Raw genomic sequence first — 15449 nt, forward strand, 5'->3', positions numbered from 1 at the left:
TAATGAGTAAAGCAAATGCGATTCAGAAGGTTTATCCCCTTACTCCGATGCAGGAGGGGATGTTGTTTCACTCCATTATGAACAGCGAGTCCAGCGCGTATTTTACGTTAATGGAAGCAACTTTAACCGGAAGCGTGGACCCCGAGCTGTTCGAGCAGTGTTTAAACGGCATCATAATCGAATTCGACATCTTGCGTACCGTGTTTGTCCATCAAAATTTGCCGCGGCCAAGGCAGGTTGTCCTTCATGAGCGCAGCACGAAGCTGCATGACGAGGATCTCCGCCATTTGACGGCGGCTGAACAAAATAAGTATATCGAGTGTTATAACGAGGCAAACCGATTACGCGGTTTTCAACTTTCGAAGGATGTGCTGCTTCGAGTCGCTTTGTTTCAGACAGCTGAGCATACCTATCGTTTAATGTGGAGCCATCATCATATTTTGATGGATGGCTGGGGCTTTGGCGTCGTCATTCAGCGGCTGCTTCAAATGTATGCCGCAAAACGTACAGGCGGCGCGATTCCGCCGGGTATCGTCTACCCATACGGCGATTACATAAAGTGGCTGGAAAATAGAAGCAAAGAAGAATCGCTTATTTATTGGAAAAACACGCTTGCAGGCTTTGAAGGGCAAACGTCATTGCCGCATCGCCCGCTTAGCGGTCCATCAGAACCATTTGAGCAGGGCCAGCATGAGTTTGCGATTGACGCAGCTTCAACGCTGCTCCTGACTCGAATGGCTGGTGGCTGCGGAGCAACATTGAACAGCGTGTTTCAAGCCATTTGGGCTGTGCTGCTCAGCAAATACAATCGGACGAATGACGTCGTTTTTGGCTCAGTCGTGTCAGGGCGGCCTTCGGACGTACCTGGAATCGAGCAGATGGTCGGATTGTTCATCAATACGGTGCCGGTGCGCGTTCGCCGTACGGATGGTCTTACTTTCGCACAGCTGTTAACGAACATACAAGCCGATGCGGTTGAAATGGAGGCCCACAGCTATTTGCCGCTTTACGAGGTGCAAAACCAGTCTGAACTGAAGCAGGCGCTGCTCGATCATATTTTAATTTTTGAAAATTATCCGCTCGGCAAGGATGTGGATGGCGAGCAGGCTGAGGACATCATTGGCTTTCAAACACAGGTCGACCGCGTGTTTGAACAAACCAATTACGATTTGAACGTCGTTGTAGCTCCTGCTGACGAGCTGTCTATCAAATTTAGCTATAACAAGAATAGGTTCGATTGTGCCTTCATTCAGCGAGTGGAAGGACATCTGCGCGGCATCATTAATCAAATTTTAAATAACCCCGCTATAGCGCTGAGTGACCTTGTCGTTGTAACAGCAGATGAGAAGCGGAAATTGACGGCAGCGTTTAATGCGACAAAACGGCACTTTGAGGAGCCGAAGCTCGTTCATGCCTTGTTCGAGAAGCAGGTGCGTCATACGCCGGAGCATATCGCTGTGATTGGAGCCGGCGTTGAGCTGACTTACCGGGAATTAAACACGGAGGCTAACCGGCTGGCGCGGACGTTGTTAGAGCATGGCGCCGCTGGACGCATCGTGGCGGTTATGACGGAGCCTACTCCCGATCTGGCGGTTGCGCTGCTCGCTGTGCTCAAAGCGGGTGCGGCATATTTGCCGATCGATCCCGCGCTTCCAGCGGATCGTATCCGCTACATGCTCGAGGACAGCAAAGCCTGCTGCGTGCTATCTGATCCCCACTTCGCGCAGCTTGCGGAAAGCTACGGAGATAAGGTTATTGATATTAGCGATATAAGCGGCTATGCGGAGGATTCCTCCAATCTGGCTATTCAGGTACAGCCGAATGATCTCGCCTATATCATTTACACATCAGGCACGACGGGCAAGCCTAAAGGGGTCATGATTGAGCATCGCAGCATTGCGAATACGCTGCTTTGGCGCAAAGCAGCGTACCTTTTCAGTCCTGAGGACCGAACGCTAGTCTTCTTGTCATTTGCGTTCGATGCTTTCGTCAGCACATTTTTCACACCGCTCCTTGCAGGCTCGTCCGTTTTGTTAGCGAAGGCCGCGGAGGCTAAGGACCCGTCCGCGCTTAAGAGGCTGATTGCAACGAACCGAATTACGCATTTTAGCGCAGTGCCTGCGATGTTCCTAGCCATTCTGGATGTCATCGATCGCGAGGAAGCTATGTCTCTCAAAGCGGTAACTCTCGGCGGCGAGAAAGTAACGGAGGATGTCGTTAACCGTGCAAGAAGCATAAGCCGAAACCTTGAGCTCATTAATGAATACGGGCCGACAGAAAACAGCGTTATCACGACTTGCTTGCGTCATGCCGAGGACGGAAGACGAATTACGATAGGCACACCGATTGCCAATACGCAGGTATGGATACTTGGTTCGGATAGGCAGCTTCAGCCAGTCGGCGCGGCTGGCGAGCTCTGCATTTCTGGCGAAGGAATTGCCCGGGGATATTTGAATCAGCCAGAGCTGATGCAGCAGCATTTTGTGCCGAATCCTTTCGCTGAAGGCGCTGGATTGCTTTACCTTACAGGCGATCTAGCCCGGTGGTCAGAGGATGGCCAGATCGAATTTGTAGAGCGGATCGATCATCAGGTGAAGATTCGCGGCTATCGAATCGAATTAGGCGAGATCGAAGCGGTGCTTCGCAAGCAGCCTGCGATTAAGGATGCTGCAGTGCTTGCTGTACAGGATGGCGCCGGATCAAAGCAGCTGTGTGCATATGTATCGGTAGAAGAAGGAGCGGAGTGGGAGGAAGCATCATTAAGAAAAGCACTCGGAACGGAGCTGCCTTCTTACATGAATCCGGCATATGTCATGAGGCTAGAGCGTTTGCCTTATACGCCAAATGGGAAGCTGGACCGCAAGGCGCTGCCGCTTCCGGAAGCGAGCTTAGGAGGCCGGGCATATACAGCACCCGAAACACTGCTTGAGGCGCAGCTTCAGCCGATTTGGGAGCAAATTTTGCAGGTGGAGAAAATCGGCGTGACGGAAGATTTTTTTCAGCTGGGAGGGCATTCGCTCAAAGCGATGCTGTTAGCAGCGAGGGTTCAGAAGGAGCTGCAAACCGATATTCCGTTAAAAGCGCTGTTCGAGCATCCGACGATCCGCGGCATTGCCTGTTTCATAGAAGGAGAAATCGAAGCGGAAGGCTCGTTTGTCGCGATAGCGCAAGCAGAGCCAAGGGAAGTGTACCCGTTAACCTCGGCGCAGCGAAGAATGTTTGTCATCAATCAATTCGAGAACGTCGGGACGGCTTACAATATGCCCGATGCTTTGCTCATGGAGGGTCGACTTGACAAGGCGAGGCTTGCAGATGCCTTGCAAAAACTGATCGAGCGGCATGAGCCGCTGCGGACCTCGTTCGAATGGCAGGAGGATGAGCCCGTTCAGCGCATACATGAAGCGGCTTCCCTTGAGCTTGAATTATTTGAAGCGACTAACGCGGAGCAGGCTGAAATAAGGATGAGCGGGTTTGTTCGTCCGTTTGACTTATTGACCGCCCCGCTAATGCGAGCTGGCCTTATCCGTTTGGAGGAGACGCGTCATCTGCTCTTGCTGGATGTGCATCATATTGTTGCCGACGGCATTACGATTGGACAATTCATACATGATCTAGCGGCCTTGTATCGCGGTGAACAGCTGCCGCAGCTAGACATTCAGTATAAGGATTATGCCGTGTGGCAGCAGGGAGATGGATATGCGGAACGTATGAAGAAGCAGGAAACTTTCTGGGTGGAACAATTCTCGGAAGAGGTGCCCGCGTTTGATTTCCCTGCCGATTTCCCACGCCCGCTTGTGCGTGATTTTGCCGGCAAGCGATATGAATTCGCAGCTGATGAGCAGTTGACGGCAGCGCTTCGCAAATTAGCGTCGGCTCAAGGCGCAACGCTGTTTATGGTGCTGTTCGCAGCTTATAACGCGCTGCTCGGCAAATATACCGGTCAGGAGGATTTTGTTGTCGGAACGCCGACAGCCGGCCGGGCTCATGATGAGCTGCGGGCTATGACAGGGTTGTTCGTAGGCACGCTTGCGCTTCGAACGAGGCCGAAGCAGGAGCTTGCTTTCGAGCAATATCTTGCCGAGGTTAAGCAGCATTGCGTTAAGGCGTTCGAGCATCAGGATTATCCCCTTGAGCAGCTGCTGCAAAAGCTGGGCATTCCGCGCAGCATGAGCCGCCATCCTCTGTTCGATACGATGTTTCTTATGCAAAATATGGACTCAGCCGATTTGCAGCTTGAAGGCTTAAGGCTGACATCCTATCCGCAATCCAATAATATTGCCAAGTTTGACTTGACCTTTGGCGCGATAGAGCAGGATGAGTCGCTTCATTTCAGCATCGAATATGCAGCGGCCTTGTATCGCCCGGATACTGCGAAACGGTTAGGAGATCATTACATAGAGCTGCTGCGCGGAATCGCAGCACATCCAGAGAAAAGGTTAGCCGACCTGGATGTGTTAAACGGCGGCGAAAAGGAGCGGCTGCTTAACGAATTTAACGATACAACCGCGAGTTATCCGCATACGGCTACGATCGCTTCCTTATTTGAGCAGCAGGTTTTCCGTCATGGGGAGCGAATTGCCGCATCGGATGATGAGCGGCAGCACACCTATCATGAGCTGAACGCCCGGGCGAACATGCTCGCAAGGCGTCTTCGCAACGAAGCGGAGGTAAGGCGCGACAGCCTTGTCGCGATCCTTATGGATCGCTCTACGGATATGATCGTGGCAATGCTCGCAGTATTAAAGTCGGGTGGCGCATATGTACCGATTGATCCGGCATACCCGGAGGAACGAATCCAGTACATACTCCGCGATAGCCAGCCGAAAGCGCTGCTGACACAAACCTCCTGTCTCCATCTGGCTAATAACGGCGTGGGGAAGGTATTTGATCTCCATGAACGTGTATTATTCACAGGTGATGACAGCGGCCTTGTTTCGGTTAATGAACCGCAGGACTTAGCCTATATCATCTACACGTCAGGCACTACCGGCCAGCCGAAGGGCGTTATGATTACGCATCGGAATGTCGTAAGGCTCATAACGAACGATCGGCTAGCCTTTGATTTTAATGAGCATGACGTATGGACGATGTTTCACTCTTATTGCTTTGATTTCTCGGTATGGGAAATGTATGGCGCTTTGCTGCATGGCGGGCAAGTTGTCGTCGTGCCGCGCTCTACGGCGCAAAATCCGCAGGCGTTCGCCGAGCTGCTGAGACAAGAGAAGGTTACGGTGCTGAACCAGACGCCGACTGCTTTTTATGCGTTGATTCAAGAAGAATTGCGCAGGCAGGAGCAGGGTTTAGCCATTCGGTATGTGATTTTTGGCGGAGAGGCTTTGAACCCGGTCATGCTCCGTCCTTACCGCGAGCTGTACCCGGGCACAAAGCTGATCAATATGTATGGCATCACGGAAACGACAGTGCATGTTACTTATAAAGAAATAACCGATCACGAGATTGCTACCAATGTAAGCAATATCGGGGTGCCGATTCCAACGCTTACCTGCTATATTTTCGATGCCAGGCAGCGGCTGGTTCCGATTGGCGTTAACGGCGAGCTTTATGTCGGCGGGGAAGGCGTGGCTAGAGGGTACTTGAACCGGGAGGAGCTCACGGAGGAACGTTTCGTGCCGAATCCTTATAAGCCTGACGAGAGGCTGTACAGGACCGGCGATCTGGTTCGCAGAATGGCAAACGGAGAGATGGAGTATCTCGGGCGGATCGACCATCAGGTGAAAATTCGCGGCCACCGGATCGAGCTAGGTGAAATCGAGACTGTGCTTCTCAAGCATAAGAAGGTAAAAGAAACGACCGTCACCGCGCGTGACCAAGGGAACGGAAGTAAAGCGCTGTGCGCCTATATCGTTGCCGAGGAGCAGCTGACCGTTACCGAGCTGCGCGAGTTTGCTAAGGAATGGCTGCCCGATTATATGATACCCGCCTACTTTGTCCAGCTGGACAAAATCCCGCTGACCTCAAATGGCAAAATAGACAGGCCGGCGCTTCCTGAGCCGGATATGAGCATCGCGCTTGGCAGCAGCTATATGGCTCCTGAGTCGATTCGGGAGCAGCTGCTTGCGGACATTTGGCGAAGCGTGCTTGGCGGTCATTTGATCGGACTGTCGGAAAATTTCTTTGCCCTTGGCGGCGACTCTATTAAAGCCATTCAAGTAGCTGCTAGGCTCGGGGCGTCCGGCCTTAAGCTGGAAATAAAAGATTTATTCCAGTATCCCACTATTCAAGAGCTTGCTCCGCGGCTAAAGGCTGCTACCCGAAGCATCGATCAAGGCCCTGTCTCGGGTGAGGCCGCGCTAACGGCTATTCAGCAGTGGTTTTTCCGGCAGCGGTTTACCGATGCCCATCATTGGAATCAATCGGTCATGCTGTACACGCCGGAACGATTTGAAGAAAAAGCGATAAGGTCCGCAATGGATGCGATCATGCGGCACCATGATGCCCTTCGCTTCGTATTCCGTCCAAATGAGGAAGGCTCTATTACGGCCTTCAATTTAGGGCAAGAAGAAAATACGTTTGCTTACGAGTACGTTGATTTAACCGACGAGACCGATGATCGCGAGGCGCTTGCACGACATGCCGAGAAGCTTCAAAGCTCTATTAATCTATCGGAGGGTCCATTGTTCCTCACCGCTCACTACCGGACTACAAACGGCGACCATTTGCTGCTGATCGCCCATCATCTGGTTATCGACGGCGTATCCTGGCGCATTTTGTTCGAGGATCTGGAGCAAGCGTACAGTCAGGCGCGGAGCGGGGAAGCGATTCGGCTCCCGCTCAAATCCGACTCCTTCCTCTATTGGTCGGAGCAGCTTCACAAGTATGCGGAAAGTCCGCTTTTGCTTAGGGAAGCAGACTACTGGAGAGAGCTGGAGGAGAGAGGAATCATTCCGCTTCCTCGCGATCAATACGCGGGACGAGGTGATTTCTCGGTGCTGCGGACGGCTTCGTTCGAGCTGGATGAGCAGCAAACGGATCATTTGCTGAAACGGGCGGGACGTGCGTATAACACGGAAATCAACGATTTGCTGATGACAGCTTTAGGCCTTGCGGTTAAGGAATGGTCGGGCATAGAGCAGGTAGGCATCAACTTAGAGTCACACGGGCGTGAGCCTATCGCCGAAGCGCTGGACATTTCGCGCACGGTGGGCTGGTTCACATCGCAATATCCGGTTGTGCTGGATATGCGCGCAGCGGGTGATTTAGCACGCCAGATCAAGCTGACCAAGGAGCAGCTGCGAGCTGTTCCAAGCAAAGGCATCGGCTATGACCTATTGAAATATTTGACCCCTGAGCCATTGAAGCCAGCGCTGCGCTTCAATCTTGAGCCGGAAATTTGTTTTAACTATTTGGGCCAGATTGATGGCGATGTGACAAACGACATATTCAGGATGTCGGATTATGATAATGGGTCCCCTGTCAGCGCAAAAGCGGAAAACAGCTTCGCATGGAGCTTCGGCGGCATTGTTGAGGATGGCCGGCTATCGATGAAATGCCACTACAACAGCCTAGAATTTTCGGAGGAGACGATGAACCGCTTTATGGCTGGTTATCGTGCGCAGCTAAGCCGCGTAACCGTTCATTGTACCCTGCAAGAGGATGCCGAGCTGACGCCAAGCGATATTAGCTCGAAGGGGATGTCGGTAGACGACTTGGAAGACATTTTTGAGCTGCTGGAAGAAAAGCTGAAATGAGAAAGCTCAAATGAGAAAACGAGCGAATATGGTTATCAGAGAGGTGCGAAATGTCCACTTTTAAGAAAGAGCAAGTAAAGGATATTTACTATTTGTCTCCGATGCAGGAAGGCATGCTGTTTCATACCATGATGAGCCGGGATGCCTCTTATTTTGAGCAAATGACCGTCCGTATTCGCGGAGAGCTGGATATTGCCTTGTTCGAGGAGAGCATGAACCGGATCATTGCGCGTTACGATGTGTTTCGGACCACTTTTTTGTATGACAAGGTTAAGCGGCCGGTTCAAGTCGTGCTGAAGGAGCGCTCGCTAACCATTCAGATTGAGGATTTGTCGGGATTAACGAAGGAAGCTCAGGAGGCTAGCTTGGAGTCAGCAAGGAGGAACGATCGTGAGGCTGGCTTTGACTTGTCTCATGATATCCCGATGCGAATGATCGTGTTCCGGCTTGCCGCGGGCGAATACGAAATGATTTGGAGCCATCATCATATTTTGATGGACGGCTGGTGCCTTGGAATTATTATCAATGAATGGTTCAGCGTGTACGGATGTTTAAAACGCAAGGAGATTCCTGCACTTGCGCCTACCCAGCCGTATAGCGAATATATCAAATGGCTGGAAAAACAGGACAAGGAAAAAGCGTTAGCCTACTGGCAGGAGCTGCTTGGCGGTTATGAGCAGGGAGTATCGCTTCCGAAACGGAAAAATCAGCCAGCCATTCAAACGACCCGCTATGAGCAAGCCGAAATACGCTTCAGCTTTGGCTTGGCACTCTCCCATAAGCTTCAGGAGCTGGCAAGCAGCTGTCAGATAACGTTGAACAGCTTGTTCCAAACTTTATGGGGCGTGCTGCTTCAACGGTACAACCATCTGGATGATGTTGTGTTTGGCTCCGTCGTATCCGGCCGTCCATCGGAGCTGCCCGGTATTGAAACGATGGTCGGACTGTTTATAAACACGATTCCTGTTCGCGTACGGCGTTTGGGAGATGAGACGTTTGCCGAGCTTGCTGCCATCGTACAACGGGATGCGATTGAATCAGAAAGCTATGACTACATGCCGCTGTACGATATTCAAAATAGGACGGAACTAAAAAACAATCTTATTCAGCATATTATCGTGTTTGAAAATTATCCGATTGAAGAGGAAGTATCAGGGAGCGGCTCAGAGGATACGCTCGGCTTTGATGTTGGCGACGTAAGCATGTACGAGCAGACGAGCTATGATCTGAATATTATGGTGCTTCCGAGCGAAGACCTGACCGTGAAGCTTAATTATAATGCTGCTGTATATGATCCGAAGCAGCTTCAGGCTATTGAAGGCCATCTCATCACTTTGGCTGAGCAAGCTGTGGCCAATAAGGACATGCCTGTTCGCAGCATGCGAATCGTTGCCAACGAGGAGCAGCAGCTGCTCGAATCGTTCCAAGGCGAGACATGCGATTACCCATCGGAGTACACGATTCATCGTTTGTTTGAAGAGCAGGCTGCCCGTACGGCGGATGCGGCGGCGATCGTGTTCGGCTCCGAGCAAATCACCTACCGCGAGCTTAACGCAGCAGCGAACCGGATCGCGAGCAGCTTGAGGCAGCAGGGGGTCGGCCCCGACAAACCGGTGGGCATCATGGCGGATCGTTCGATTGCCTATGTAACGGGCGTGCTTGCCATATTAAAGGCTGGCGGCGCATTCGTGCCGATTGATCCGGATCTTCCGGCAGAGCGAGCTGCATACATGCTGGAGAATAGCGGAGCGGAGATGCTGCTGATCGCGCCCGATATGGCAAGCAAGGCAGCAGCCTTTGTTCAAAGTAGAATCAAGCTGCAGCTGCTGCAGGATGAGCTGTATGCTGAATTGCCGCCGGGCAATTTGCCGCCAACATCAAGCGCGAACGATTTATTTTACATCATCTATACGTCCGGCACGACGGGTCAGCCCAAAGGCGTCATGCTGGAGCATAAAAATATGGTTAACCTGCTTTCTTATACAGGAACGAAAACAACGGTTCCTTATCATACGAAGGTGCTGCAATATACGACAATTAGCTTCGACGTCTGCTATCAGGAAATCTTTTCGACCCTTCTGGCAGGAGGCACGCTTTGTCTAATCGATAATGATACGAAGCGCAGCGTAGAGAAGCTTGCGGCTTGGATCAGCGAGCAATCGATACCGGTCTTGTTTTTGCCGGTGCCTTTTCTCAAATTTATATTTAATGACGTGGATTACGTCGCCTTGTTCCCGCCTTGCGTAAAGCATATCATAACCGCAGGCGAGCAGCTTGTCGTCTCAGACGGGCTTCGAGCCTACTTGCAAGATCGCGGGGTTATCCTCCATAACCATTACGGTCCATCGGAAACACATGTCGTTACGACGTTGTCGCTAGGGGCACGGGATGCGATAGCCGAATTGCCGACGATCGGAAGGCCGATCCAAAATACGGGCATCTATATTTTAAATAACGGCATGCAGCTTCAACCCGTCGGCATACCCGGCGAACTGTATATCGCCGGAGACAATGTGGGGCGCGGTTATATCGGAAACGCTGAGCTTACAGCGGAGAAATTTTTGCAAAGCCCCTACCGCAGCGGAGAACGTTTGTATCGAACGGGAGATCTTGCGAGCTGGCTGCCAAACGGTGACATCGAATTGCTGGGCCGCATTGACCATCAAGTAAAAATTCGCGGTCACCGCATCGAGCTTGGCGAGATTGAATCGCGGCTGCTTAATCATCCAGCTATTGCGGAAGCGGCGGCAATCGCCTATGAAGATGATCAAAAAAGCAAATATCTATGCGCGTATTTTGCAGCATCTGAAACGTTGTCGACAACGGCGCTGAGAGAGTATGTGCTTGAAGCGCTGCCTGATTATATGGTGCCGTCTTTCTTCATGCAACTGGAGAAGCTGCCCATTACAGCCAACGGGAAGACCGATCGCCGATCACTGCCCATGCCGGAAGGAGGCATGAAAAGAGGCGCTGCCTATGTGGCTCCGACAACAGAGCTGCAGCGAAAGCTGGCTGCGATATGGGCGGAGGTGCTGGGAGCTGCCGATGTTGGCATACGTGAGAGCTTCTTCGCATTAGGGGGCCATTCCCTCAAAGCAATGACGCTTGTGTCCAGCATCAGCAAGCAATGCGGAGTCGACGTTCCGCTTAAATTGTTGTTCGAGCGACCAACCATTGAAGCGCTGGAGACATATCTTGCGGACGATAAAAAACCAGCAGCTGCCGATTACCCATCAGCCGTTCCGCAGGCGAAGAAGCAGGAGAAGTACCCGGTGTCGTCCGCGCAAAAAAGAATGTTTGTACTTAGCCAATTGGGCGGCGCTCATACGGGCTATAACATTCCGGGCATTTTCCTGCTTGAGGGAGAGATCGATTACGCTCGCTTCGAGGGGGCGATGCAGAAGCTGGTGGAGCGGCATGAATCGCTGCGGACTTCCTTTAGGCTAACCGATGGCGAGCCGATGCAGCACGTGCATGACAGCATCCTTTTTCATGTGAATAGGATTGATGTCTCCGAGCTGCCGGATGCGGGGCGCGAGCCGGAAATGCTGATGGAACGATTTGTCCGTCCCTTTGAGCTGAGCAACGCGCCATTATTTCGTGTAGAGCTGGCTAAGCTGGCTGCGGATCGTCATTTGCTGCTTTTTGACCTGCATCATATTATTGCAGACGGTGTTTCACTCGGCATCGTTATTCAGGAATTCATAGCCCTATACCAGGGAGAAGCGCTGCCTGAGCTGCGAATCCAATATAAGGACATTGCCGTCTGGCAAAATAGCCTCATCGGAACAGAGGTTTTCGGCAGGAAGGAAGCATATTGGCTTGAGCAATTTTCTGGCGATTTGCCCTTGCTCGATCTGCCGACCGATTACCCGCGGCCAGCCATTAGAAGCTTTGAAGGAGAGCATATATCGAAACGCCTCGAACCGGGGCTTGCCGCTTCGCTTGACGAGTATGCAGCGAAGGAAGGCGTTACGCTCTACATGCTGCTGCTCGCTGCATACTTCGGCCTGCTGTACAAATATACCGGACAATCGGATATTATCGTCGGATCGCCGGTTGCGGGACGAACGCATGACGATATGAATCAAGTTGTCGGAATGTTCGTGAATACGTTGGCGCTGCGTGCAAAGCCGGAAGGAGCCAAGACGTTCCGTGTATTGCTGCAAGAGGTGAAGGAAACTTCGCTGCTCGCGTTCGAGCATCAGGATTACCCGTATGAAACGCTGCTGGAGAAGCTGGATATGCCCCGAGATTTGAGCCGGAATCCGCTGTTTGATGCCGTGTTTATGGTACAGAATCTACCAGAGGCCGCAGCTGATCCGAATGGGTTAAACGTAACGTCCTGCGAATTTGAAAATAAATGGTCCAAATTTGATTTGACCCTTATGGCTGAGCCGTCAAGCCTTGGGTTAACGCTTGGCGTTGAATTCAGCACCGCCTTGTTCGGCAAAGATACGATGCAGCGGTTTCTGAGCTGTTATACGCAATTTTTAACAGCGGTCGTTCGCCAGCCTGAGCTGACTCTAGCAGAAATAAACATGCTGACAGAGGAAGACAGCCGCGTGCTGCTGGAGGATTTTAACGAGACTGCGATTGAAATCCCGGCTGGCGGTACGGTGCACTCCCTATTCGAGCAGCAAGCGAGCCGTATTCCGGATGCGCTTGCCCTGAAGTTTGGTGACACTGCATTGTCCTATGCTGAGCTTAATGAGAAGGCGGACAAAATGGCAGCGAAGCTTCGCCGATCAGGCATTGGAGCGGAAGCGATTGTTGGCGTCATGATAGAGCGATCCGCCGAGCTGGTCGTGTCGATGCTCGCTATTATTAAAGCCGGCGGCGCTTATTTGCCAATCGATATCGACTATCCCGCGGAACGGATTCGGTTCATGGTCATGGACAGCGGCGCTAAGCTGCTCATAACCAGGCGGCAAGACGAAGAGAAGGCTCGGGCAGCCGTTGAAGAAGAGAGCAATCTGCTCGTCAAAGAGGAGATCGATGGGCAATCTGCCGATGAACCGCTTCTGGCCATTGGCGATGAGGGAGAGCATCAACCATGTTCGCTGGACAGCTTGGCGTACGTTATTTATACGTCCGGGACAACAGGGCAACCCAAAGGAACTTTGCTGGAGCATAGAGGCCTTGTCAATTTGCAGCGTTATTTTCAAAATCAATACGGCATCGGCGAAGGGGATCGAATCGCACAGTTTGCGAGCAGCTCGTTCGATGCCTCGGTGTGGGAAATAAGCATGGCGCTTCTAACCGGGGCAAGCCTGCATATCGTTCCGAAGGAAGCGTTAAACGATTATGCAAGCTTTGAAGCTTTTATGGGCGAGGAGAAAATTACGCTCATCACGTTGCCGCCAACGTTCGCTGTTCATTTGGATCCCTTGCGCCTGCCCTATTTACGCCGCCTGATTACCGCTGGGTCTGCAGCTTCGAGGGAGCTGGTCAGCCGCTGGTTCGACCGCGTAAGCTACGTCAATGCATATGGCCCAACGGAAACGACGATATGCGCGACCGCCTCCGAAATAGATGAGAAGCTGTTTGAATCTACTTCGTCCGTATCGATCGGCAAACCGATCGCGAATACGCAAATATATATGGTCAGCCCGGATAACCAGCTGCAGCCGATCGGCGTGCCGGGGGAATTATGCATCGGAGGCGCGGGCCTCGCAAGAGGATATCTTAACCGGCAGGAGCTGACTGAAGCGAAATTTGTTTCAAATCCTTTCCTGCAAGGAGAGAGGATGTACCGAACCGGAGATTTGGCACGATGGCTGCCTGATGGCAGCATTGAATATTTGGGCCGAATCGATCATCAGGTGAAAATACGCGGCTACCGCATTGAGCTTGGCGAAATTGAAGCGGCTATGCTTCAAATGGATCGTTTGGAGGAAGCGGTGACGCTCGCTCTTCATGACGAGCGGGGGGATGCTTATCTGTGCGCGTTTTATACGGCTCCAAGCGGACTTGAAACTTCAGAGGTGCATGAGCATTTGGCAGCGAGGCTGCCGGGCTTTATGCTGCCGACGCGCCTCATCCCGGTAGCGATTATGCCGCTCACTGCCAACGGAAAAATCGATCGCGCAGCGCTGCAGGAGATTGCGTCAACCTTGTTTGAGGACGACGACTCGAAGTATGTCATGCCTCGAACGAAGACGGAAGTGAAGCTCGCCAGCCTATGGTCTGAGTTGCTCGGTGCAGAGCGTATCGGCATCCATGACGATTTCTTCAAGCTTGGCGGCCATTCACTGAAAGCGATGAGTTTAGTCTCCAAGGTTTTTCAAGCCTTCGGCGTAAAGCTGCAATTAAGCTCCCTGTTTGAGAACGCGACAATCGGTGCATTGGCATCGGTGATCGATCGCAAGGAGCGGGTTGAGGCGACAGCGATTATTCCGCTGCCGAAGAGCTCCCATTACGAAGTATCCTCGGCGCAGCGGCGGATGTACATCATGCATCAGTTCGATAGCGAAGGCACGGGCTATAATATGCCTGGCGCTATGTTCATTGAGGGCGAACTGAACCCTGACCTATTACAGGACACTTTCCGCAGCATCATTCAGCGTCATGAGGCTTTCCGGACGACGTTTCACGCGATTGGGGGAGAGCCGGTGCAGATCATTCATGATGAGGCTGCATTCGAGATTTCTTACCGCCAAGCGAGCGAGGCGGAGCTTGGAGGCGTACTGAACGGTTTTGTCCAGCCTTTCGATTTGGAGCAGGCGCCTCTGCTTCGTGTCTTGCTCGTCATGGTTGAGCACAATAGGCATCTGCTCCTGTTTGATATGCATCATATTATTTCGGACGGTGTCTCGATGGCTATCCTGGTCGGCGAGTTTGCCGAGCTTTATGCAGGACGGGAGCTGCCGCCTCTAACGCTGCAATACAAAGATTTTGCTGCTTGGCAGAATAAGCTGTTTGCTTCCTCGGCGTATGAACGCATGGAAGCATTTTGGGAGGCGCAATTTGCGGGCGGCATCCCTCAATTATCGCTCCCGACCGATTTCCAGAGGCCGGAGAAACGGGATTTTTCAGGCGATTCGATCACGTTTGGCATGCCGCCTGGATTAAAGAACAAGCTGCTGCTTCTAACTGAAGATACGGGCTCAACCGTATTTATGGTGCTGCTTGCAGCTTATCATGTGCTCCTCTCCAAGTATTCGGGCCAGAGTGACATCGTTATCGGGGCGCCGGCTGCCGGCAGGCCGCTTGCCGAGCTTGAGCAAGTGATGGGCATGTTCGTTAATACGCTGGCGCTGCGGAATATTCACGAAGCGGATTTGACCTTTGCAGAGTTTGTGCTTCAAGTAAAAACGCTCACGCTCGAAGCCTTCGAGCATCAGGACTTTCCGCTTGAGCAGCTCATAGCGAAGCTTGGCAAGCAGCGCGACTTAAGCCGCAATCCGCTGTTTGATACGGTGTTCAGCCTGCAAAATATTGCGGGCGAGGCAGCAGAGATCTCAGGCTTGCGATTTGTGCCGTATGAGCATGGCAGCTCGATTGCGAAGTACGATTTGACGCTGTCGGCGGTCGATGAAGAGGAAGGCTTTAGATTCTCTTTCGAATATGCAACTTCGTTGTTCAAGCGGGATACGGTTAATCGGCTGGCGCAGCATTTCATTAAGGTGCTGGAGACTGTGGCGAGTGATCCAAATAAACGCATCGGCGACATTGAGCTGATCGAAGCCGAACAAATGGATAATTTACTCGGAGAAGACGTACAGTTTCAATTCTGAT

Annotated in this window: 2 protein-coding genes; both read left to right on the forward strand. The window is 52.1% G+C overall.

What is annotated here, in order from left to right:
- Positions 1 to 2: 2 nt before the first annotated feature.
- Positions 3 to 7709, forward strand: coding sequence for a non-ribosomal peptide synthetase (locus tag ADU23_RS18530; protein ID WP_063846051.1), 7707 nt, complete (start codon positions 3 to 5; stop codon positions 7707 to 7709).
- Between the two features lie 50 nt (positions 7710 to 7759).
- On the forward strand, positions 7760 to 15448 hold the full coding sequence (locus ADU23_RS18535; protein WP_053375084.1) for a non-ribosomal peptide synthetase: 7689 nt from the start codon (positions 7760 to 7762) through the stop codon (positions 15446 to 15448).
- The last annotated feature ends 1 nt before the right edge of the window (position 15449 follow it).

It is taken from the genome of Paenibacillus sp. FJAT-27812, assembly GCF_001273905.1.
In the GTDB taxonomy this organism is placed as follows: Bacteria; Bacillota; Bacilli; order Paenibacillales; family Paenibacillaceae; genus Pristimantibacillus.